General features: G+C 33.7%; 24 protein-coding genes, 2 pseudogenes and 1 other annotated feature (1 of these 27 only partly in view). Of the genes and pseudogenes, 3 read left to right on the top strand and 23 right to left on the bottom strand.

The window, feature by feature from the left end; all coding sequences use genetic code 11:
* Position 1: 1 nt before the first annotated feature.
* The 4 genes from NMU03_RS09200 to NMU03_RS09185 all read right to left on the bottom strand — a co-directional run bounded on the left by NMU03_RS09200 (position 2) and on the right by NMU03_RS09185 (position 3,004).
* A complete protein-coding gene (locus NMU03_RS09200; RefSeq protein WP_290137822.1) occupies positions 2-550 on the bottom strand; it encodes a sodium:calcium antiporter in 549 nt (182 codons plus the stop codon).
* A 32-nt stretch (positions 551-582) separates the two neighbouring features.
* Complete coding sequence (locus NMU03_RS09195; RefSeq protein WP_290137821.1) at positions 583-930, bottom strand: sodium:calcium antiporter; 348 nt, start codon at positions 928-930, stop codon at positions 583-585.
* Positions 931-1,059: 129 nt separating this feature from the next.
* Entirely contained in the window at positions 1,060-1,803 is a 744-nt protein-coding gene (gene tpiA, locus NMU03_RS09190) for a triose-phosphate isomerase (RefSeq protein WP_290137820.1), read from the bottom strand.
* Between the two features lie 16 nt (positions 1,804-1,819).
* Positions 1,820-3,004, bottom strand: a complete 1,185-nt coding sequence (locus tag NMU03_RS09185; protein WP_290137819.1) for a phosphoglycerate kinase — start codon at positions 3,002-3,004, stop codon at positions 1,820-1,822.
* Between the two features lie 295 nt (positions 3,005-3,299).
* On the opposite strand from NMU03_RS09185, the gene NMU03_RS09180 reads away from it, so the two are divergent.
* From NMU03_RS09180 to NMU03_RS09170, 3 genes are all read left to right on the top strand, one after another.
* Positions 3,300-3,875 (top strand): Rpn family recombination-promoting nuclease/putative transposase, encoded by a 576-nt coding sequence (locus NMU03_RS09180; protein WP_353956691.1) that lies wholly within the window; start codon positions 3,300-3,302, stop codon positions 3,873-3,875.
* Positions 3,841-4,110 (top strand): DUF4351 domain-containing protein, encoded by a 270-nt coding sequence (locus tag NMU03_RS09175; RefSeq protein WP_290137818.1) that lies wholly within the window; start codon positions 3,841-3,843, stop codon positions 4,108-4,110. Before NMU03_RS09180 ends, NMU03_RS09175 begins: the two co-directional genes overlap by 35 nt.
* An 80-nt stretch (positions 4,111-4,190) precedes the next feature.
* Positions 4,191-4,499 (top strand): rhodanese-like domain-containing protein, encoded by a 309-nt coding sequence (locus NMU03_RS09170; protein WP_290137817.1) that lies wholly within the window; start codon positions 4,191-4,193, stop codon positions 4,497-4,499.
* On the opposite strand, the gene NMU03_RS09165 is transcribed toward NMU03_RS09170, so the two are convergent.
* The 19 genes and pseudogenes from NMU03_RS09165 to leuA all read right to left on the bottom strand — a co-directional run bounded on the left by NMU03_RS09165 (position 4,489) and on the right by leuA (position 21,974).
* Positions 4,489-4,689, bottom strand: coding sequence for a DUF956 family protein (locus NMU03_RS09165; protein ID WP_353956607.1), 201 nt, complete (start codon positions 4,687-4,689; stop codon positions 4,489-4,491). The two genes, NMU03_RS09170 and NMU03_RS09165, sit on opposite strands and share 11 nt — an antisense overlap.
* The gene (locus NMU03_RS09160; RefSeq protein ID WP_290137816.1) at positions 4,649-5,038 is read right to left on the bottom strand and encodes a PTS transporter subunit EIIC; all 390 of its coding nucleotides are present in this window, start codon (positions 5,036-5,038) and stop codon (positions 4,649-4,651) included. The genes NMU03_RS09165 and NMU03_RS09160 overlap by 41 nt, the downstream gene beginning before the upstream one ends.
* On the bottom strand, positions 4,932-5,168 hold the full coding sequence (locus tag NMU03_RS09155; protein WP_290137815.1) for a PTS transporter subunit EIIC: 237 nt from the start codon (positions 5,166-5,168) through the stop codon (positions 4,932-4,934). The genes NMU03_RS09160 and NMU03_RS09155 overlap by 107 nt, the downstream gene beginning before the upstream one ends.
* Before the next feature lie 120 nt (positions 5,169-5,288).
* Complete coding sequence (locus NMU03_RS09150) at positions 5,289-5,438, bottom strand: hypothetical protein (RefSeq protein ID WP_290137814.1); 150 nt, start codon at positions 5,436-5,438, stop codon at positions 5,289-5,291.
* A 29-nt stretch (positions 5,439-5,467) separates the two neighbouring features.
* Positions 5,468-5,701: a PTS transporter subunit EIIC gene (locus NMU03_RS09145; protein WP_290137813.1), complete on the bottom strand. Its 234-nt coding sequence runs from the start codon at positions 5,699-5,701 to the stop codon at positions 5,468-5,470.
* A 174-nt stretch (positions 5,702-5,875) separates the two neighbouring features.
* On the bottom strand, positions 5,876-7,165 hold the full coding sequence (eno, locus tag NMU03_RS09140) for a phosphopyruvate hydratase (RefSeq protein WP_290137812.1): 1,290 nt from the start codon (positions 7,163-7,165) through the stop codon (positions 5,876-5,878).
* 177 nt (positions 7,166-7,342) lie between these two features.
* Positions 7,343-8,335 carry a phosphoenolpyruvate carboxykinase (ATP) gene (locus NMU03_RS09135; RefSeq protein ID WP_290137811.1) on the bottom strand — a complete coding sequence of 331 codons (993 nt, stop codon included), beginning with the start codon at positions 8,333-8,335 and terminating at the stop codon, positions 7,343-7,345.
* Positions 8,332-8,930: pseudogene (locus NMU03_RS09130) on the bottom strand (phosphoenolpyruvate carboxykinase (ATP)). Before NMU03_RS09130 ends, NMU03_RS09135 begins: the two are co-directional and overlap by 4 nt.
* Positions 8,931-9,039: 109 nt before the next feature.
* Positions 9,040-9,933 (bottom strand): DUF7916 family protein, encoded by an 894-nt coding sequence (locus NMU03_RS09125; protein ID WP_290137810.1) that lies wholly within the window; start codon positions 9,931-9,933, stop codon positions 9,040-9,042.
* Between the two features lie 86 nt (positions 9,934-10,019).
* On the bottom strand, positions 10,020-12,341 hold the full coding sequence (locus NMU03_RS09120) for an HAD-IC family P-type ATPase (protein WP_290137808.1): 2,322 nt from the start codon (positions 12,339-12,341) through the stop codon (positions 10,020-10,022).
* Between the two features lie 108 nt (positions 12,342-12,449).
* On the bottom strand, positions 12,450-12,572 hold the full coding sequence (locus tag NMU03_RS18040) for a hypothetical protein (RefSeq protein WP_290137807.1): 123 nt from the start codon (positions 12,570-12,572) through the stop codon (positions 12,450-12,452).
* 20 nt (positions 12,573-12,592) lie between these two features.
* Positions 12,593-14,125, bottom strand: a complete 1,533-nt coding sequence (gene ilvB / locus NMU03_RS09110) for a biosynthetic-type acetolactate synthase large subunit (protein ID WP_290137805.1) — start codon at positions 14,123-14,125, stop codon at positions 12,593-12,595.
* Positions 14,126-14,135: 10 nt separating this feature from the next.
* Complete coding sequence (gene ilvD, locus NMU03_RS09105) at positions 14,136-15,803, bottom strand: dihydroxy-acid dehydratase (RefSeq protein WP_290137803.1); 1,668 nt, start codon at positions 15,801-15,803, stop codon at positions 14,136-14,138.
* 15 nt (positions 15,804-15,818) lie between these two features.
* Positions 15,819-16,900: pseudogene (gene leuB / locus NMU03_RS09100) on the bottom strand (3-isopropylmalate dehydrogenase).
* Positions 16,875-17,393, bottom strand: coding sequence for a 3-isopropylmalate dehydratase small subunit (leuD, locus tag NMU03_RS09095; RefSeq protein WP_290137801.1), 519 nt, complete (start codon positions 17,391-17,393; stop codon positions 16,875-16,877). The pseudogene leuB and the gene leuD overlap by 26 nt, the downstream one beginning before the upstream one ends.
* 1 nt (position 17,394) lies before the next feature.
* Positions 17,395-18,666 carry a 3-isopropylmalate dehydratase large subunit gene (gene leuC, locus NMU03_RS09090; protein WP_290137800.1) on the bottom strand — a complete coding sequence of 424 codons (1,272 nt, stop codon included), beginning with the start codon at positions 18,664-18,666 and terminating at the stop codon, positions 17,395-17,397.
* A gap of 82 nt (positions 18,667-18,748) precedes the next feature.
* Positions 18,749-19,765, bottom strand: a complete 1,017-nt coding sequence (gene ilvC, locus NMU03_RS09085; RefSeq protein WP_290137798.1) for a ketol-acid reductoisomerase — start codon at positions 19,763-19,765, stop codon at positions 18,749-18,751.
* 4 nt (positions 19,766-19,769) lie between these two features.
* On the bottom strand, positions 19,770-20,285 hold the full coding sequence (gene ilvN, locus NMU03_RS09080) for an acetolactate synthase small subunit (protein WP_290137796.1): 516 nt from the start codon (positions 20,283-20,285) through the stop codon (positions 19,770-19,772).
* A gap of 3 nt (positions 20,286-20,288) precedes the next feature.
* Complete coding sequence (leuA, locus tag NMU03_RS09075; RefSeq protein ID WP_290137795.1) at positions 20,289-21,974, bottom strand: 2-isopropylmalate synthase; 1,686 nt, start codon at positions 21,972-21,974, stop codon at positions 20,289-20,291.
* 58 nt (positions 21,975-22,032) lie between these two features.
* Positions 22,033-22,237: a binding site (T-box leader), on the bottom strand; it runs 46 nt beyond the window's last position.

The raw sequence follows: 22,237 nt of genomic DNA, 5'->3' as shown, positions 1-22,237 counted from the left end.
ACTATATCAAACTAATAATATAAATAATATAACCAATAAGCATCACCAATGCTCCATATTTTCTTAAAATCATATCTTTATCTATAAAAATCATAAACAAAACAACTACCCCTATTGCTATGATTCCATCTAAGATAAATTGAACATCAAAAGCAATTCCATGTGGTGCAACAAGCGATGCTGTTCCTAATACAAATAAGATATTAAAGATATTACTTCCAATAATATTTCCTACTGCTATATCATTTTTTCCTTTATATGAAGCTACCAATGATGTCATTAACTCTGGTAAAGACGTTCCTACAGCCACAATTGTCAAACCAATCAAACGTTCGCTCATACCTAACTGTGCAGCTATATAACGTGCTGCATCTACTGTAACTTCACTTCCTACAATAATACATACCAATGAAAAAACAACATAAAATAGTAATTTTATTATGGATGTTTGTTGTTTGGACTCACTTTGTTCTTCTTTTTGTTGTTTAGCACTATGATAGAGATAGACTAAAAAAACGATAAAAAACAACCATAAGATAACCCCATCCATAAAAGAAAGGGACTGTCCAAAATAACCTAAAGTCAATAATAATATTGTTGCAACAATAACATAAGGAATTTCAAAATAAAACGTCTTTTTTGAACTGTCAATTGACCAATGATTCCTGATATTCCTAGTATCAATAAGACATTAGCAATATTGCTGCCAATGATATTTCCAATGGCAATGCCTGTTGTGCCAGTATATGCTGAAGTAATACTCACTGCTGCTTCAGGTAGACTTGTTCCAAAAGCAACAATCGTTAAACCAATTATCAATTCTGAAACATGAAAATGTAAAGCTATCTGTGAAGCACTGTCCACAAAAAAATCTGCACCTTTAATCAGTAAGACAAAGCCTATAATTAATAAAAATATATGTATGATCAACGGAAACACTCCTTTCTCTCATTATCAATATATTCTTTTTATATCACTTTTTGACTCATTCGACAATGATAGAATCAATTCTTAAAATGAGATGATTTAAAAAGCCAACCCGCAGGTTGACTCTTATCATTAATCTAATGCAGCAATCATAGCTTTGTATGAATCTACTTGTAAAGAAGCTCCTCCAACTAATGCTCCATCAATATCAGGTTGTTCTAATAAAGCTTTTAATCCTTCAGGTTTTACAGATCCACCATATTGAATTCTTACTTTATCAGCCACTTCTTGTCCATATAATTCAGCAACAACGCTTCTAATATATGCACAAACATCTTGAGCAATTTCATTCGTTGCAGTTTTTCCAGTACCAATAGCCCATACTGGTTCATAAGCAATAACAACACGACTTGCACAATTTGGACATACATCTTTAAATGCAGCAACAGTTTGTGTTTTGACAACGTCTTTTGTTGTTCCAGCTTCATATTCTTCTAATGTTTCACCAACACATACGATTGGAGTCATATCATTATGAAGAACTTGTAACATTTTAGCATTCACTGTTTCATCAGTTTCAGCGAAATATTGTCTTCTTTCAGAGTGTCCTAAGATGACCCATTCAACTCCAATTTCTTTTAACATTTCTACACTGACTTCTCCAGTATAAGCTCCATTGTCTTTAAAATGACAATTTTGTGCAGCAACAATTAAATTTTTAGCTGCTCCTTTTGCTGTTTGTAATGCTAAGTATGGAGTTGCAATTCCCCACTGAGCTTTATCATTACAAGCACCATCAACAGCTTCAACAAATACTTTTGTATCAGCAATTGTTTTATTCATTTTCCAGTTTCCTACAATAATTGGTTTTCTCATTTTCATAATCCCCTTATTATTTATCATCAATTGCAGCAATACCAGGTAATACTTTACCTTCCATATATTCTAATGAAGCTCCTCCACCAGTTGAGATATGAGAAACTTTATCAGCATATCCTAATTGCATAACAGCAGCAGCACTATCTCCACCACCGATAATTGTATTAGCATCTGGTAAATTAGCTAAAGCTTCGCATACAGCGATTGTTCCTTTAGCAAATGGTTCCATTTCAAATACACCCATTGGACCATTCCATACAACAGTTTTAGCTCCTTCTAAAGCAGCTTTAATATTTTCAACAGATTTAGGTCCAATATCTAATCCCATGTATCCATCAGGAATATCTTCACCAACAACTTTGATATCACCTTCAGCAGCAAATGCATTATTCACAACTGAATCAACAGGTAAGATTAATTTATCTCCACCTTTAGCAATTAATTCTTTAGCTACTTCAATACGATCTTCTTCAACTAAAGAATTTCCAATGCTGTGTCCTTGTGCAGCAGCGAAAGTATAAGACATACCTCCACCAACGATAACTTTATCAGCAATTTTTAATAAGTTTTCGATAACTAAGATTTTATCAGAAACTTTAGCTCCACCTAAAATCGCAACCATTGGTCTTTCAGGATTACTTACAGCTTTTCCAATATAAGCAATTTCTTTTTCAACTAAGAATCCAGCAGCAGATGGTAAATGAGCAGGAATTCCAGCAGTAGAAGCATGTGCTCTATGTACTGAACCGAATGCATCTTCAACAAATACATCTCCTAAAGAAGCCCAGTATTTACCTAATTCAGGATCATTTTTGCTTTCACCTTTTTCATAACGTGTATTTTGTACTAAGATCACTTGACCATTATCTGCTTCTTTAACAGCTGTTTCAAGTTCTTCTCCTCTTGTACAATTAACGAATTTTACATCCACTCCTAATAATTCAGATAATCTAGGAGCAACAACAGCTAAATCATTTTTAGCTTTGTCTTCTTCAGTTTTTACTTTACCTAAATGTGAGAACAATACAATAGCTTTTGGTTTTTGTTCTAATAAATATTTTAATGTAGGTAAAGCGGCAACAATTCTGTTGTCATTAGTAATTTCTCCTGTTTCTTTGTTTCTAGGTACATTGAAGTCAACACGAACTAAGACAGTTTTTCCAGTCACTTCAATATCTTTAATTGTTTTTTTATCCATTTTCTTCAACCCTCCATGTGCAAATTATAACATTCTTATAAGTGATTTTCAATCGATTTTATAGATGTTCATTCGATAATAAATGCCATTTTTATTTATAAAATAAAATTCATGACTTTAGATAGTACAAAGAATAATTCACTATCTTCTAAAATATACGTAAGAAAATCAGTCCATCTCTAATCAAATAAATTTCATTAACAATAATATATGCTTTAAGCAATTATTTGTGTTATAATGTCTTTGTAATTATAATTTCTTAAAAAAGTTTCTCTAAAAAAAGAAGTTACGAAAGATTTTTGATATTCGCACGAGAACACTTTTCAGGGATAATCGCATCGCAGCTGATTTCATCAACGGTGTTCTCTTTAACGGTCAGCAGGCCATCTCCTCAGATGATGTTTCCATCCTCGACTCCAATCAGGATTCCCATGTCTTTTCCATTGGTATCACTAAGGAAAGAACCAGAGATAACATTGTTAATGTCACACTTGAAAACTGTCAATGTTTCATAAGCATTGAACATCAGGCTCAGGTTGACAATACCATGTTCCAGAAAACAATGGACTATGACGAGATGTCCTATCTCCAGCAGTTCTTTCAGTACCAGTCACATCTTTTGCTCATCAAAGGTGTCATGACGCTTGTTGCCTACTATGGACAGAAGCCATGGAAGCATGCAAGAACCTACAAGGACATGATGGGACCTATCCCACCAACATTGGAGCAGTATATGAATGTAGAATCCTATCCTTTGATTGAGATGCGATACATGGATGAAGAAAGATTCCATACGCCAGAGCTTAAGGAATTGGTGAGAGGGTTGAAGTATCTCTATGAAAGTCAAGAAAGATATGTGCAAGGCTTTTAAGGATTACAGAAAGCAAAAAAAGAGATTAGGTAAAGAAGAGGGTATCAGTATTGGAAAAAGTCAAGGTATTATCAAAACATTAATCAGACAACTCCAATTAAAATTTGGAAACCTATCAAGCAATACTTTAGATACTATCCAATCATACAATCAAGAACAGCTTGATTATTTAACAATACATACCTTTGATATTCAAGAAGAAAAAGACATTACACGTTATCTACAATTCGTTTAATACCATTAAAGAAAGTGATTTTTGTTACTTTCTTTTTATCATCTTCAAAAAATGTACATATCTTAATATAGGTGATAAATGTGAAAATAGATATAAATGAACTTATTCAAAATCCTCAAAATATCATTATAGATTTACGAGATTCACAATTATTCAAGCAACAACATTTCAAGAACACCATCAATATTCCTCTTGATGACTTTGACTCACAAATCCCATTTCTGCCTTTTCATAAACAAATTTATCTCATTTGCGAAACAGGAAAAAATGCGAAAATGCTTGCTTCAAAATTACAAAAAATAGGTTATCAATGTTATGGAATTCCTTATGGATTTTCATTAATATTCCAAAATACAAAAAAAGATGGGAATGCCCATCTTAACGTTTAAATATTCTACGAAAAGTCCCAATCAAACCTCTATGCAAGACTTGAAAGAAACTCAATGAACGAACAAGTCGATCAGAAGGTATGTATTGGTTAACAGCTCTTAAAGTTGCTTTATTATCACGCGTCGAAAAAATAAAACCTATCGCAATCTCAAATATTTGAGCAATCACAAAAGTTGTTGGCGCTTGCATAACACGAACCCCCAAATAATAAAGGTGCTACAAAGACAAACGTAAATTCAATCGGTTCTGTAATCCCTGTTAAAATACTCGTTAATGCTGCTGATAAAAAAAGACTCCCCTCAACTTTCTTAGATTCCTTTTTAGCCATATGATACATGGCTAGTGCTGCACCAGGTAAACCAAACATCATCAAGATAAATTCACCTGTAAAAAATTTTGTTGCCTCGCTATTGAAATGAACCACCTGTGGATCAGCTAACTGTGCAAAGAAAATATTTTGTGCTCCATTGACCACAACACCATCGACAACCATTGAACCACCAATCGCTGTTTGATAAAAAGGCATATAAAAAAACATGATGTAAACCAAAAGATACCAAAGCTCTTTTTAAAATTCCATAAACAAATGTTCCAAAATATCCAGCATCATTGATAAATTGACCTAAAGTAAAAATTCCATTTTGAATAAACGGCCATATATAAAACATTAAAATACCCACAAACAAACAACAGTAGAAATAATAGGAATAAATCTTTCACCTTCAAAAAAAAGAAAAAATATCTGGTAATTGTATACGATAAAAGTGATTATGTAGAAAACTTACACCCTATCCTACAATAATACCTCCAAAAACACCCATTTCTAATGAAAGTATTCCACAAACATAGGTTAAAGTTCCATCAAGTACAGTTTGCACAATCTGGCTATCATTAATAACACCAGTCAAGGTCAACAAGCCACTAATAGTAGAATGCATAACAAAAAAAGCAATAATAGAAGGAAGAGCTACTTCCTTGGCTTTTTAGCCATTCCTAAAGCCACCGATGCGGCAAATAAAAGTGGTAAATTATCAAATAAAATTTCTCCTACCTGCATTAATAAAATTAAAAACTGATATAAAAAAGCCCCTTTGCCTAAGATAGTCTCTAAATGTAGAGATGAAATTGTTGCTGGATTCGTTAATGAACTGCCAATTCCTAAAAATAACCTTGCTACAGGTAAAACAGCAATCGGCAACATTAAACTACGTCCAATTCTCTGTAAAACGCTAAACGCTTTTTCTTAACCATAATCCAACCTCTTCTGTAGATTTTCTAATCTTATTGTAAAGAATATCGTTTCAAAAGCCCAATCATTTCACACATAAAAAGAAGATATTCATAATGAATACCTTCTTCAAGTTTTAATCAAACATTATTTATTTAATTGATAAAAGGCTTCTACACCTGCATAACAAGATTGTTCAGCCAATGCATCTTCAATTCTCATTAATTGATTGTATTTTGCAATACGATCTGTACGAGAAGCCGAACCTGTTTTGATTTGTCCAGCATTTGTTGCTACTGCAATATCAGCAATTGTTGTATCTTCTGTTTCTCCAGAACGATGTGAAACCACAGCTGTATAATTAGCTTTTTGAGCCATTTCAATAGCTTCTAATGTTTCAGTTAATGTTCCAATTTGATTAACTTTAATCAAGATTGAATTAGCAACACCTTTATCAATTCCTTGTTGTAAACGTTTTGTATTTGTAACAAAGAAATCATCACCAACTAATTGAATACGATCACCTAATTTTTCAGTTAAGTAATCCCAACCTTCCCAATCATCTTGATCCAATCCATCTTCAATAGAAATAATTGGATATTTATCACAAAGTTCAACATAGAAATCAACTAATTCTTTAGAAGTAAATGATTTATTGTTTTCTCCTGGTAATGTATATTTTCCATCTTTATAGAATTCACTACTTGCCACATCCATTGCAAGTTTCACATCTACACCTGGTTGATATCCAGCCTTTTCAATGGCTTCTAAAATTGTTTGAATGGCTTCTTCATTAGATGCCAAGTTAGGAGCAAATCCACCTTCATCTCCAACAGCTGTATTTAATCCTTTAGCTTTTAAAACTTTCTTTAAACTATGGAAAACCTCAGCCCCCATGCGAATTGCTTCTTTAAATGAAGATGCATTCACTGGCATAATCATAAATTCCTGAAAATCAACATTATTATCAGCATGTGCTCCACCATTAATGATATTCATCATTGGTGATGGTAAAACATGAGCGTTAGCCCCACCAATATAACGATATAATGGCATATTTAATTCATTAGCTGCACATTTAGCCACTGCTAATGAAACACCTAAAATCGCATTAGCACCTAAACGTCCTTTATTTGGTGTGCCATCTAAATCAATCATCATTTGATCAATTTTTCTTTGTGCCATCACATCTTGTCCAATAACAGCTCCAGCAATTTCTTCATTAACATTAGCTACTGCTTTTAAAACACCTAGTCCTAAATATCTATTTGTATCTTGATCTCTTAATTCAACGGCTTCATGAACACCCGTAGAAGCACCACTAGGAACAATCGCTCTGCCCATAGCACCTTTTTCGCTTCGAACTTCTACTTCAACTGTTGGATTCCCACGTGAATCTAGCACTTCTCTTGCATAAACACTTACAATTTGACTCATTTTTTCTTCCTCCTATTTGAGATTTTATTTTAGAGTTAGCTATATCTAACTATTTATAGAATATCATATTTTTTATTGCTGTGCAATGATAATAACCCAAAAATATTTTCATAAATAGTATATCTTTTATTTTCTTTTCTATACGCAAAAATTAAAAAATGGCAATGAGAATTGCCATTAAAAATTATTATTCACTTTTCCACCTGGTCCAGCATGAACAATCGTATCAGGGAAATTTGTATATTGCTTAAAATTATCCTGAAACATTTCAACAAGTTTTTGTGCAGTCATATCATAAGCATCTTTGCTTACCCATGTTGTACGTGGATTTAATAATTCTGTAGGAACGCCTGGACAGAATAATGGAATATTAAGATTAAAGAATGGATCAACTTCATAGCTGACATAATCTAATTCACCATTAATAGCGGCCTCTATCATCGCTCTTGTATATTTTAAAGGAATACGACGTCCAACCCCATAAGAGCCACCAACCCAGCCAGTGTTCACTAAAAAGACATTAGATCCTGCTTTAGTCATACGTTTTTGGAATTGTTTTGCATAAAGTAATGGATCCATTGGTAAGAATGGTTCACCAAAACATGTTGAAAATGTTGCTTGTGGTTCACTGATTCCATTTTCTGTTCCTGCCAGTTTACTTGTATAGCCAGAAACAAAGTGATAAACTGCTGAGTTCATATCTAATTTAGAAATAGGAGGTAAAACCCCAAAGGCATCAGCTGCCAAAAAGAAAATTGTCTTAGGAATAGGTCCCATTCCAGTTGGTTCAATATTTTTAATAAAGTTCAAAGGATAACCAACACGTGTGTTTTCAGTAATTGAATCATCATCAAAATCAATAATTCTTGTATCTTCAAATAAACAAACATTTTCAGCTAATGCACCAAATCTAACTGCATCCCAAATATCTGGTTCATTTTTCTTAGAAAGATTGATACATTTTGCATAACATCCACCTTCGAAGTTAAAAACCGAAGTACGTGACCAGCCATGTTCATCATCACCAATCAATTTACGACGAGGATCCGTAGATAATGTTGTTTTTCCTGTTCCTGATAAACCAAAGAATAATGCAGTATTTCCATCTTCACCAATATTGGCTGAACAATGCATAGTGAAAACATTACGCTGAGGCAACATATAATTCATAACACAGAAAATACTCTTTTAATTTCACCTGCATATCCTGTTCCAGCAATCAGCACAATCTGTTTTTCATAATCAATAATAACAGCCACATCACTATTTAAACCAACTGAGGCATCAATATGACATTCAGGTGCTACCAATACTAGATAATCTTCTTGAAAATGTTGTAATTCACGTGGTGTTGGTTTAATTAATAAGTTTGAAATAAAAGATTTTGACTGGCTTTTTCATTAATAATTCTAAAGCCATACGAATATTTTGGATTCGCCCCAGCATAACCATCAAAAATATACAAATCTTTATCTTGAAAATGTTGAATAATTGCTTGATACACTTGTTCAAATTGTTCTCTAGAAATAGGTTGATTAACCTTTCCCCATGCAATTTTATCATGTGTTGCAGGTGTATCTACCACGTATTTATCTTTTGGTGAACGGCCTGTTCTTTCTCCAGTTTCTACACACAAACATCCAGCACGGCTTAAACGCCCTTCTTTTTTTATCAATGCTTTTTCAATTAATGAACCAGCAGGAATATTTCTATAAACACTGCCTGTTGTATGAATACCATATTTTTTTATATTATATTCATCCATATAAACACCCCTTTCTTAAAGTCCTCTTTCTTTTATTCTATAAAAAATATGCCTTGACCTCAAGAAAACTCGTACTTTCAAAAAAAAAAAAAAGGATTCCTGAGAATCCCTATCTATTCACTGAAGATGCAATCTTATGATATGTCCAACGTTTACCTCTAATCGCAATAGATAATGCCATAATATTTTCAGGTAAAGCAATACCACACCAACCAGCATCACCAATATGTTGAATATCAATACCACAACGTTTATTAACTAAAGCAATTTCTCTGATTGTTCCTTCATCACTACCTTCTTGTGATGTTCCAATAGAACTTAATGATAAAGCACCTTTAGATTTAATAAGCTTACAAGCATCTCTCACTTCTTCTTCAGATAGCCCTGGTACTGTATAGACAGCAGGCATTAAAATAATATCAGCTCCAGCATCAATAAATCTTTCGATGCTTGGTAAATCAACCAATGCTTCATCAATTCCAGAAGAATGCATTTTTCCAGCAATAATCATTCCACCAAAATATTCTTTTGCAAGTTTAATGGCATTTTCAATAGAAGCGTTGCTGACACCTGTTCCTGGATTTCCTGTTAAACAAATAAAATCAAAACCTAATTCCTTTGCTTTGATAAATGTTTCTTTTGTCGCATGACGACCATGAGATATTTCTAATCTGTTTTCCATCATTTTGGCATTTTCATCAATAGGTTCCAAATTACATCCCACTGGTCTACCTACTAATTTCTTTAAAAGTTTCACTGGTTCATCTGTTTCTGGTAATCCGTTGATTTGAGGATGATCACAATCAAAAACATTTAATAAAACCATATCACTTCCAAAAGACACAGCCAATTCTGCATTTGTTAAATCTCCAAGTAAAGGTGGACAAGCCACAACTGTTTCAGTCATAATTGTTCTTCCTTCACTTGCTAAAATAGATTGTTTCAATTCATCTTTGTTCATTGATAACATTTCACTTGTTGTACAATTTAATAATCTTTTCATTTTCTCATATCCTCCTAAACATTATTATATCGCTTTGTTGTAACGCTTTCAAGAAACTTTATTTTTAAAAAACTAGGCTTAATTACCTAGTCTTGAGGATGTGTATCTAAATAATGAACAACAATCTTTGATAAACATGTAGAAACAATGAGTCCAAACAATAATATCATCAAAATATATTGAATTAATGTTGTTGTAAGAGGGGCTAACTGTAATAAATCATAAGTGATATAAGACACAAGAATAAAAGCAATAACATCTATAGTCAAAACAACTGTACGATAAAGATTAATCGGACTATAAATACGATATATCATATGAATAGATAAAATAGCCGTTGTATAATAAAGAATTGTAAAAACTTGATTTAATGATAAAGCAAGCGTTGGTGCTAATAGTCTTAATAAAATAGCACATAAAACAATTGCAATCGCATTAGGAAATGAATAACGTAATGTGTATCTACCAATGGATTCCTTTTGTTTAGATATATTCTTTTCAAATAAAATCATAAATGATGGAAAACCTTCTACGAAGTTATCTAATAATGTCATTTGAAATGGAATAAATGGATAGGGCATATTAAAAAGAATACAAGCAAGAGAAATAAGGATTGTATAGATTGTTTTTAAGTAATACATAGAAGCTGAACGTGTGACATTATTAATGCTTAAACGTCCTTCTTTAACAACATCAACCATTGTTGATAATTCACCGTTAATCACAATAAACTGTGAAATTTGTTTGGCTGCATCAGAGCCAGATCCCATTGCGATTGAAACATCAGCGTCTTTGAGTGCTAATACATCATTGACACCATCTCCTGTCATAGCGACTCTTTGTCTATGTTGTTGTAAATATAAAATCATATCATGTTTTTGAGATGGTGAAGCACGACCAATCACATGATAATTCATAATCGCCTGTTCTAATTCTTCAGGCGTTTTGAGTGTTGATGCATCAATATAATTTTGCGCATTTTCGATGCCTGCCTGCATTGCTAAGGCACTAACAGTTACAGGATTATCCCCTGAAATCACTTTGACATCAACATCATTATCTTTAAAGAACTGAATCGTTTCTTTAGCATCTTCCCTTAATGGATCAAAAATCACAATAATAGCTAAAGGAATACTGTTTGCCATATCTTGTTGAAAAGTATCAAAATCATGATGTCTTGCTACTAATAGAATTCTTGCCCCTTGATGTTTAGCCTCCTCAATAGAAGAGGGCAAAATAAAATCTGGTAAAATCATTTCTGGCGCTCCAACAATAATAGTTCCTATATTTTCTAATTCCAAAGCACTCCATTTTCTTGCTGATGAAAATGAAACTCTTCTTAATGGAGCATAAGGTGTTTCCCCTTGAAAATAATCTTTCATTGTTAAAAAGGTAGCATTATTATCAAGACTTCCTTTGACAAATGAATTCATAATCAAATCAAATTTATCCTGCCATTGACTCTCTAGTGTATAAACATTTTGAACTTGCATTTTCCCCTGTGTTAATGTTCCTGTTTTATCCAAACATAAAACATCAACATGGGATAAAGTTTCAATACTAAACATTTCTTGAACCAAAACTTTACGTTTTCCTAGTCTGACAACACTGGTTGCCAGTGAAACACTCGTTAATAAAACCAACCCAACTGGCAGCATTCCTAATAATGCTGTAGAGGTATTCACTATTGTCGCAGTTAATGATTCACCTCTTACACCCATTGCCTGATACAACAAACAAAAACTCATTGGTAAAACAAGCATACTTGTCCAGCGTGTCACTTTTTTAAAAGTGATAACCAAATCAGAAGTGACTGGCTTACGTTTTCTGGCTTCATTAGCAATCTGAGTGGCATAGTTATCCATCCCAACATGTTCTACACGAGCATGACATGCTCCTGATACAATAAAACTTCCTGACAACAAATGATCTCCAACATTTTTTAAAACTGGATCTGCTTCGCCAGTTAATAATGATTCATCAACTTCTACTGCCGTATCTAAAACGATACAATCAGCTGCTATTTGTTGACCTGTTTCCAATAAAACAACATCGTGAAGAACAATCTCTTCATTATCAATTTTTTGAATCTTTTCATCACGTAAAACTTTTGTTTTTGGTGAAATAATCAAATTTAATTTTGCCACCATATTACGTGAACGTATATCCTGATAAATATGAATGACTGTATTCATTGTGACAATTAAAACAAAAAATAAACTTGACCATGCCTGAACATAAACCAAAGCACAAGCAATAATAAAATTATAAGCATTAAAAAGCGTAAAAATATGTTCACAAAATATTTGCCAATGACTTTTAACCAATGGTTTTGGAGAAATATTAACATGTCCCAATTTGATTTGTTCTTGTATTTGCTGATTTGTTAATCCTTTGACTTCATTCATATCATCACCCATTCAATATATAGCTATTTTTAATCTTATCATATTTATATGGAAAAGCCATGAATTTTTTCTTAAGATTTTCTAAATAAAAAGGAATAGCTTTTTATACTATTCCTGAATATCATTCTGATCAAAAACATCATCAATTGGTGCACCTGGTGCAACCATTGGAAAGACCTTATCGTCTTCTTCAATCATACATTCAATAACAACAGGTCCTTGACAATCCATTGCTTCTAATATAGCAGGTGCTACTTCTTCTTTTTTGTAACTTTAATAGCTTTACATCCTAAACCTTCAGCTGTTTTACAAAAATCAACTTTATCATCTAAAATAGTCGCTGAATAACGTTTGCCATAAAATAATGTTTGCCATTGACGCACCATTCCCAAAACATGATTATTTAAAATAACTTCAATAATTGGTACTTGGTAACGTGAGGCTGTTGCCAATTCATTCATATTCATTCTAAAGCAACCATCCCCAGCAATATTAAAAACATATTGTTCTGGTTTACCATATTTTACACCAATAGAAGCTCCCAAACCATAACCCATTGTTCCAAGTCCTCCACTTGTGATTAACTGACATGGTCTTTTAAAATGATAATATTGTGCTGCCCACATTTGATTTTGCCCAACTTCTGTACAAATAATTGCATTATTATCAGTCAATGCTTCAATTTGTTCAATAACATATGGACCAGTTAACTTATCCGTATCATAAGATAATGGATATTGTTCTTTTAATGCTCTGATTTCTTTTAACCATTGTGAATGGTTTTGTTGTTTCAATAACAAATTCAATGCATTTAAAACACTTTTAGCATCTCCAACAATACCTAAATCTACTTTTACATTTTTATTAATTTCTGCTTCATCCACATCAATATGAATAATTTTCGCATTTCTCGCAAATTTTTCAGCATTTCCAATCACACGATCACTAAATCTTGCCCCAACGGCAACTAATAAATCACATTTAGAAACACCAAAATTACTTGTTTTTGTCCCATGCATTCCAAGCATCCCAGTATAACGAGGATTTGTTCCATCAAATGATCCTTTTCCCATTAAAGAATCAGTAACAGGAGCATCAATTTTTTCAACAAATTCACGTAATTCTTCAGAAGCGTGAGAACGTACAACACCACCGCCAACAAAAACAAATGGTTTTTCACTCTTTTCAATCATTTCGATTGCTTGTTTTAATGTTGATGTAGGATACGTATAACTACGTCTTTCAATACTTTCAGGTTTTTGTGAATGATATTCACATTTTGCAGATGTCACATCCTTAGTAATATCAACAAGTACCGGTCCTGGTCGTCCTTCCTTAGCAATTTGGAAAGCTTTACGGATTGTTGGTGCTAAATCTTCTACATCTTTGACGATATAATTATGTTTAGTAATTGGCATCGTCACACCGGTAATATCAACTTCCTGAAAACTGTCTTTTCCAAGTAATGGTACTCCAACGTTTGCGGTTATCGCTACTAATGGAACAGAATCCATATGAGCAGTAGCAATCCCAGTCACAAGGTTAGTCGCTCCCGGTCCACTTGTTGCCATACAAACACCAACTTTTCCAGTTGCTCTGGCATATCCATCAGCTGCGTGAGCTGCTCCTTGTTCATGAGAAGTTAAAACATGATGAATCTTATCACGATAATTATATAAACTATCGTAGACATTTAATATCGTTCCACCAGGATAACCGAAAACAGTATCAACACCCTGTTCCAGCAAACATTCAATAACAATATCGGCTCCAGTTAATAACATAGACTTCCCCCTATTCTTTGACTTTTAATACTGCACCAGTGTTAGCTGAAGTCACCATTGAAGCATACTTTTTCAAATATCCACTAACAACCGGTAATTTAGGTTTAAAATTCTTTCTTCTCTCTTCTAAAACTTCATCGCTGACTAATAATTCAATACGATGATTAATAATATCTATTTCAATCATATCGCCTTCTTCAACAAGACCAATCGGTCCACCAACAGCGACTTCAGGTGAAACATGTCCAATAGATGCTCCACGCGTTGCACCAGAGAAGCGACCATCTGTAATTAAAGCAACATCTTTATCTAATCCCATACCAGCAATTTCTGAAGTTGGTGATAACATTTCACGCATTCCAGGTCCACCTTTTGGCCCTTCATAGCGAATCACAACAACATCACCAGCTACAATTTTTCCAGCACGAATTGCTTGAATGGCATCTTCTTCACAATCAAAGACTCTGGCAGGTCCGGTATGTTGAAGCATTTCTTTAGCAACTGCACTTTGTTTGACAACACAGCTATCAGGTGCGAGATTTCCTTTTAAAACAGCAATCCCACCTGTTTTCATATAAGGATTTTCAACTGGTCTAATAATATTTGGATCTAAGTTGACGCATCCTGCAATATTATCTTTTAATGTTTTTGTTGTACAAGTTAAGACATCAGTGTGTAAAACACCTAACTTATCTAATTCATTCATGACAGCATATACACCACCGGCTTCATTTAAGTCTTCCATAAATGTATCACCAGCTGGTGCTAAGTGACATAAGTTTGGTGTATGCTTACTAATTTCATTGGCGATTTCTAAATTCAAATCAACCCCAGCTTCATAGGCAATGGCAGGTAAATGCAACATAGAGTTTGTTGAACATCCTAGTGCCATATCCACTGTTAAAGCATTTAAGAAAGCATCTTTTGTCATAATATCTCTTGGTTTGATCTCTTTTTTGACTAATTCCATAATTTGCATACCTGCGTGTTTGGCTAAACGGATTCTTTCACTATAAACAGCAGGAATAGTTCCATTTCCTTTGAGTCCCATTCCTAAGACTTCAGTTAAACAGTTCATAGAATTAGCTGTATACATACCCGAACATGATCCACAAGTTGGACATGCTTTTTCCTCAAATTCTTTTAATTTTTCTTCTGTCATTTTTCCAGCATTAAATTGTCCAACTGCTTCAAATAATGAAGATAAACATGTTTGTTTACCATCTAATCTTCGTCCAGCCAACATTGGTCCACCACTGACAAAGATAGTTGGAACATTAATTCTGGCTGCCGCCATCAATAAACCAGGTACATTTTTATCACAGTTTGGAATCATCACTAATCCATCAAATTGATGAGCATTGGCTAAACATTCAGTACTATCACAAATCAATTCTCTTGTGACTAAAGAATATTTCATTCCGGTATGATTCATAGCAATTCCATCACATACAGCAATGGCTGGCACTTCAATAGGTGTTCCACCAGCTAAATAAACCCCTTTTTTGACAGCTTCACAAATTTTATCTAAATTCATATGCCCTGGTACAATTTCATTATAAGAATTGACAACACCAATTAATGGTCTATCTAATTCTTCTTCGGTCATTCCTAACGCATTAAATAATGAACGATGAGGCGCTCTTTCCACACCTTTTTTGACTTGATCACTTTTCATCTCATTACCTCCTCACTATAAGTTTTCAACAATATATTGTCCCATCATAGAACAAGATACTTGTTGTTTTCCTGCTGACATAATATCAACTGTACGATAACCTTGTTCCAATACGTTTTCTACTGCTTTTTCAATATCATTCGCTTCTTCATCCATATCAAAAGAATAACGAAGCATCATGGCAGCTGAAAGAATTGTCGCAATGGGATTGGCAATATTTTGTCCGGTAATATCAGGAGCACTACCATGACTTGGTTCATACATTCCTAATTTATCTTCTCTTAATGAAGCACTTGACAACATGCCAATTGAACCAGTAATCATACTTGCTTCATCACTTAAAATATCACCAAACATATTTTCTGTTAAAATAACATCAAATTGTCCTGGATCTTTCACTAACTGCATCGCACAATTATCAACTAACATATGTTCTAATTCTACATCAGGATAATCCTTTGCAACTTCATTGACAACCTTTCGCCACAAACGTGATGTATCCAAAACATTGGCTTTATCAACACTAATCACTTTATGACGACGTTTTAATGCTATATCAAAAGCTCTTTTGGCAATTCTACGAATTTCTGTTTCACTATAAACAAGATTATCATGAGCTACCATCTGTCCATCAACTTCTTTGGTTTCTCGTTCACCAAAATAAAGTCCACCTGTGAGTTCTCTTACAATCATCATATCAAAACCATCTTGACTTAATTCTTCTTTTAATGGACAAGCTCCTTTTAATTCTTTATATAAATAAGCGGTCTTAAATTGGCAAATAAACCTAATGCTTTACGCATTTTTAATAATCCTGCTTCTGGTCTTAATGATGGTTCTAATTGATACCAAGGAGAAGTATTTGTATCTCCACCAATTGAACCTAACAATACTGCATCACTCTTTTTAGCAATTTCAATCGCTTCATCTGTTAATGGAACACCATATTTATCAATGGAAGCCCCACCCATATCAATATATTGATAATCAAATGTATGATTGTATTTTTTCGCAATAGCATCTAAAACTTTTAAAGCCTCATCCACAATTTCTGGTCCAATACCATCACCTTTAATCACTGCAATTGTTTTTTCCATAGATTACCCTCTTTTCATTGACATAGTTTACTAAACCATTGGCCTGAATCATTTTCTGTAAAAATTCAGGGAATGGCTGAGCCTGATATTTTTTATTTTTTGTTAAATTATAAATTGTTCCATCATCAAAATTGACTTCTACCTGATTGCCTTCTTCAATATCTTTGGCGGCTTCTGGGCATTCCAAAATCGCAAATCCAATATTAATTGAATTACGGTAAAAAATACGTGCGAATGACTCAGCAATGACACAACTCACACCTGCTGTTTTTAAAGCCAAAGGAGCATGTTCACGAGATGAACCACAACCAAAGTTTTTACCTGCAACCATAATATCCCCAGGTTGTAATCTTTGGGTAAAAGTTGGGTCAATATCAACCATTGCATGGCTGGCAAGTTCTTTAGCATCAAATGAATTTAAATAACGTGCTGGAATAATAACATCGGTATCGACATTATCCCCATATTTTAAAACTGTTCCTTTTGCCTGCATACTATTGTCCTCCTTTTCTTGGATCAGCAATATATCCAGCAATCGCACTGGCTGCTGCCACTTCTGGTGAAGCTAAATAAATTAAAGCTTCTGTATCACCCATTCTACCAACAAAGTTACGATTTGTTGTAGAAACACATTTTTCTCCTTTTGCCATAACACCCATATGTCCACCCATACAAGGTCCACAGCTTGGCGTATTAAACGCACAACCAGCTTCCACAAAGATTTCAGCCAAGCCTTCACGAATACATTCCACAAAAATCTTCTGTGTTGCAGAAATCACCATCACTCTTACATGATCGGCAACTTTTTGTCCTTTTAAGATTTGTGCAGCTTTACGCAAATCACTTAATCTTCCATTTGTACATGAACCGATCACAACTTGATCGATATAAATTTTTTCACTTTCATTAATTTCTTCCATTGTATGAGCATTACCTGGTAAATGAGGGAATGCTACAGTTGGTGTAATTTTTGATAAATCAATTTCAATGACTTCATCATACACAGCATCTTCATCAGCCTGATATTCTTTATACTCTTTCTTTGAATGATTTTTTAAATATTCTCTCGTCTTTTCATCAACAGGGAAAATACCATTTTTAGCCCCTGCTTCAATCGCCATATTACAAATAGTAAAACGATCATCCATTGATAATGAAGCCACACCTTCACCAGTAAATTCCATTGATTTATATAAAGCCCCGTCAACACCAATTTTTCCAATAATATGTAAAATGACATCTTTACCACTGACATAAGGTTGCAATTCACCTTTTAAAACAAATTGAATGGCACTTGGCACTTTAAACCAAAGTTCTCCAGTTGCCATCCCTGTCGCAATATCAGTTGTTCCAACACCTGTTGAAAAAGCACCTAAAGCTCCATATGTACAAGTATGTGAATCAGCACCAATAATACATTCACCAGCAACAACAATCCCTTGTTCAGGTAGAATCGCATGTTCAACACCACATTTCCCTTGTTCCATATGATGTGTTAAACATTGTTCTCTTGAAAACTCTCTGATTGCTTTTGAATTTTCTGCAGATTTCATATCTTTATTAGGTGTAAAATGATCTGGTACCAATACAACTTTATCCTTATCAAACACTTGATTGGCCATCTGTTTAAAAATTGGTAAAGCCATTGGTCCTGTAATATCATTTGCCATTACAACATCTAGCTTTGCTTCAATTAACTGCCCAGCCACAACTTCCTTTAATCCTGCATGAGCAGCTAATATTTTTTGTGTCATTGTCATTGACATATTCATATCCCCCCTTTTCTTTGTATGTCCTCACTAAAGAGTCAAATGACTCTTTACTGAACACACACAAAGTGTGTGTTTTTTAGTTATTAATTAGTTTATCTTCATCAGACCAGCTATATAAACTTCTAATTTCTTTACCAACTTTTTCACTTTGATGTTCTTTCGCTAATTTACGCATTGCTTTGAAATGAGCTTGTCCACCAGCTGGTGACATATCCAATAAGAAATCTTTAGCGAATGTTCCATCTTGAATATCTTTTAAGATTTGTTTCATAGCTTTCTTTGTATCAGCAGTAATGATTTTTGGTCCTGTAATATAATCACCATATTCAGCTGTATTAGAGATAGAATATCTCATTCCTTCAAATCCTGATTGATAGATTAAATCAACAATTAATTTCATCTCATGAATACATTCAAAATAAGCATTCTTTGGATCATATCCAGCTTCTACTAATGTTTCAAATCCTGCTTGCATTAAAGCGCAAACCCCGCCACATAAAACAGCTTGTTCACCAAATAAATCTGTTTCTGTTTCAGTTCTAAATGTTGTTTCTAGAACACCAGCTCTAGCACCACCAATAGCTAAACCATAAGCTAAAGCCATATCTAAAGCTCTGCCTGTTGCATCTTGTTCAACAGCGACCAAACAAGGTGTTCCTTTTCCAGCTTGATATTCACTACGTACTGTATGTCCTGGTGCTTTTGGTGCAATCATTGTCACATCAACATTTTTTGGTGGCACAATTTGTCCAAAGTGAATATTGAAACCATGCGCAAACATCAACATATTTCCTTCTTCTAAGTTTGGTTCAATTGATTCTTTATATAATTTTGCCTGTAATTCATCATTAATTAAAATCATGATAATATCTGCTTTTTTAGCAGCTTCAGCTGAAGTATATACTTCGAATCCTTGAGCCTCAGCCTTAGCCCATGATTTTGATCCTTCGTATAACCCAACAATGACATGTACTCCTGATTCTTTTAAGTTCAAAGCATGTGCATGCCCTTGAGAACCGTAACCAATAATTGCTACTGTTTTTCCATCTAATAAAGCTAAATTACAATCTGATTCATAATAAATTTTTGACATATTTTTACCCCCTGTGTCCTTTGTTATTTATTTCAAAATCGTTAAGACCTCTGGCAATACCAGCAACCCCAGTACGCACTATCTCAACAATATTGAAGCCATCCAACATGGCTAATAAGCCATTGATTTTACTATGTGTTCCAGTCACTTCAATAACCATTGAATCTGGTGACACATCCACAATTTTTGCTCTAAAAATATCGACTATTGAAACAATATCAGCACGTGTACTTTGATTAGCTTCAACTTTAATTAAAACAAGTTCACGATAAACCGATGTCTCAATTGGTAAAGCAAAGACTTCTAATACATCTTCCAATTTTCTTAATTGTTTTTCAATTTGTTCTAAAATCTGTTGATTTCCATGAGCAACCACTGTCATGCGAGAAATTCCTTCATTGCTTGTTGGTCCCACAGTTAAACTATCTATATTATAGCCACGTCTTGAAAACAAGCCACTCACTCGTGTTAAGACCCCAGCACTATTATGCACAAGAATTGATAAGATGAGTTCTTCCATAATTTATCCTTCCTTTTTTATATTTTTGTAAATACGATTCATAGCAGAAATCATGGCTTTAATCGTTGCAGTTGTAATATTCAAATGCACGCCAACACCATATTCACATTTTTCTTCTCCTTGAGGACGAAGTTGAACATAGGCAGCTGCTTTAGAATTAGAACCCGCTGTTAAAGCATGTTCACTATAATCAATTAAATCAGTATATAAGAAATCTTCTGTTGAGTTAAAAGCATTTTTTACTGCATCAATCGGTCCATTCCCATAACCAACTAAAGTTTTCACTTCACCATGATCTTCAATTGTGACTTCAGCACGTCTTTCATGTTCTCCATCTTCTTCACTAATATCAATTAATCTTTGTTTAATAAATTTATATGGGTATTCTAAATCAATATATTCTTTCTTAAATGTATCATATATACGTTCTGGTGAAACTTCTCCTTCAATTTCACTAATATTTTGAATTGCTTTTGCAAAATCTGCCTGCAATGCCTTTGGTAAATGATAACCAAAAACAGTATCCATGACAAAGGCTACACCACCTTTACCAGATTGTGAATTGATACGTACAATTGGTTCATATTGACGATTTAAATCAGCTGGATCAATTGGCAAATAAGGCACTTCCCAAATGCCTTCACCACGTTGATGATAAGCGTACATTCCTTTGTTGATAGCATCTTGATGACTACCTGAAAAAGCTGTAAAAACAAGTTCACCAGCATATGGTTGTCTTGGTGGCACTTCCATCTTTGTACATTTTTCATAAATATTTTTAATTTGATTCATTTGTCCTAATTCAAGTTTTGGATCAATACCATGTGTAAACATATTTAAAGCTAATGTAATAATATCAACATTTCCAGTTCTTTCACCATTTCCAAATAATGTTCCTTCCACACGATCTGCTCCAGCAAGTAAAGCTAATTCTGTTGTTGCTACACCACAACCTCTATCATTATGTGGATGAACACTGACAATCACTCTATCTCTATCTTTAAAATGACGGCACATCCATTCAATTTGATCAGCATAAACATTTGGTGTATCCATTTCTACTGTTGATGGCAAATTAATAATCACTTTACGTTCAGGTGAAGCTTCCCATGTATCTAATACGGCTTCACAAACTTCCATTGCGTAATCAACTTCTGTTCCTGTAAAACTTTCAGGTGAATATTCTAAGATGACTTCTTCGTCAAATTCTTGTGATAATTCTTTAACTAATTTTGTACCATCAATAGCAATCTGTTTAATTTCTTCTTTACTTTTATGGAAAACAACATCTCTTTGTAAAACTGATGTTGAATTATAAATATGCACAATTGCTCTTTTTAATCCTTTTAATGATTCAAAAGTTCTTTTGATTAAATGTTCTCTAGCTTGAGTTAAAACTTGAACAGTGACATCATCAGGGATTAAATCTTTTTCTATCAATAATCTTAAAAAATCATACTCAATTTGTGATGATGATGGGAACCCAACTTCTATTTCTTTAAATCCTAAATGAACAAGTAATTGGAACATTTCCACCTTTTCATCAATATCCATTGGTGTAATTAACGCTTGATTGCCATCACGTAAATCGACTGAACACCAGACAGGCGCTTGTTCAATTTCACGATCAGGCCATGTACGATCTGTTAATTTAATTGTTTCAAACTTCTTATACTTTTTATAGTTCATTTCTTTTCCTCCCCTTTCCTATAATAAAAAACTCGTTCTCATTATGAAAAAAATCATAATAGAGGACGAGAGTTCATGACTTCGTGGTTCCACCTCATATTCATTATTGCCTCACGACAATAACCTTATCAAGTACGCTTATTTATAAGTTCATACTCTAGCGTGATAACGGTCGCATCCGTAGCAGCTTACTTATATTTCAGTGCTCCACTCAAGGACGAGTTCAATAATACGCTCACAGTTCTTTCCACCAGTCAGAACTT

Source organism: Allocoprobacillus halotolerans (genome assembly GCF_024399475.1).
GTDB lineage: Bacteria > Bacillota_I > Bacilli_A > Erysipelotrichales > Coprobacillaceae > Allocoprobacillus > Allocoprobacillus halotolerans.
The sequence above is the reverse complement of the archived record's forward strand: the minus strand, read 5'-3'. Positions and strand labels throughout refer to the sequence as shown.

Coding starts and splice junctions, on each gene's coding strand:
- NMU03_RS09200 (WP_290137822.1), bottom strand. CDS start 550: ATGGATGGGGTTATCTTATGGTTGTTTTTTATCGTTTTTTTAGTCTAT.
- tpiA (WP_290137820.1), bottom strand. CDS start 1,803: ATGAGAAAACCAATTATTGTAGGAAACTGGAAAATGAATAAAACAATT.
- NMU03_RS09185 (WP_290137819.1), bottom strand. CDS start 3,004: ATGGATAAAAAAACAATTAAAGATATTGAAGTGACTGGAAAAACTGTC.
- NMU03_RS09175 (WP_290137818.1), top strand. CDS start 3,841: ATGAAAGTCAAGAAAGATATGTGCAAGGCTTTTAAGGATTACAGAAAG.
- NMU03_RS09165 (WP_353956607.1), bottom strand. CDS start 4,689: ATGCAAGCGCCAACAACTTTTGTGATTGCTCAAATATTTGAGATTGCG.
- NMU03_RS09160 (WP_290137816.1), bottom strand. CDS start 5,038: ATGTTTTTTTATATGCCTTTTTATCAAACAGCGATTGGTGGTTCAATG.
- NMU03_RS09155 (WP_290137815.1), bottom strand. CDS start 5,168: ATGTTTTATATATGGCCGTTTATTCAAAATGGAATTTTTACTTTAGGT.
- NMU03_RS09150 (WP_290137814.1), bottom strand. CDS start 5,438: ATGCATTCTACTATTAGTGGCTTGTTGACCTTGACTGGTGTTATTAAT.
- NMU03_RS09145 (WP_290137813.1), bottom strand. CDS start 5,701: ATGTTGCCGATTGCTGTTTTACCTGTAGCAAGGTTATTTTTAGGAATT.
- eno (WP_290137812.1), bottom strand. CDS start 7,165: ATGAGTCAAATTGTAAGTGTTTATGCAAGAGAAGTGCTAGATTCACGT.
- NMU03_RS09135 (WP_290137811.1), bottom strand. CDS start 8,335: ATGAATTATATGTTGCCTCAGCGTAATGTTTTCACTATGCATTGTTCA.
- NMU03_RS09125 (WP_290137810.1), bottom strand. CDS start 9,933: ATGAAAAGATTATTAAATTGTACAACAAGTGAAATGTTATCAATGAAC.
- NMU03_RS09120 (WP_290137808.1), bottom strand. CDS start 12,341: ATGAATGAAGTCAAAGGATTAACAAATCAGCAAATACAAGAACAAATC.
- NMU03_RS18040 (WP_290137807.1), bottom strand. CDS start 12,572: ATGGATTGTCAAGGACCTGTTGTTATTGAATGTATGATTGAAGAAGAC.
- ilvB (WP_290137805.1), bottom strand. CDS start 14,125: ATGTTATTAACTGGAGCCGATATTGTTATTGAATGTTTGCTGGAACAG.
- ilvD (WP_290137803.1), bottom strand. CDS start 15,803: ATGAAAAGTGATCAAGTCAAAAAAGGTGTGGAAAGAGCGCCTCATCGT.
- leuD (WP_290137801.1), bottom strand. CDS start 17,393: ATGCAGGCAAAAGGAACAGTTTTAAAATATGGGGATAATGTCGATACC.
- leuC (WP_290137800.1), bottom strand. CDS start 18,666: ATGTCAATGACAATGACACAAAAAATATTAGCTGCTCATGCAGGATTA.
- ilvC (WP_290137798.1), bottom strand. CDS start 19,765: ATGTCAAAAATTTATTATGAATCAGATTGTAATTTAGCTTTATTAGAT.
- ilvN (WP_290137796.1), bottom strand. CDS start 20,285: ATGGAAGAACTCATCTTATCAATTCTTGTGCATAATAGTGCTGGGGTC.
- leuA (WP_290137795.1), bottom strand. CDS start 21,974: ATGAACTATAAAAAGTATAAGAAGTTTGAAACAATTAAATTAACAGAT.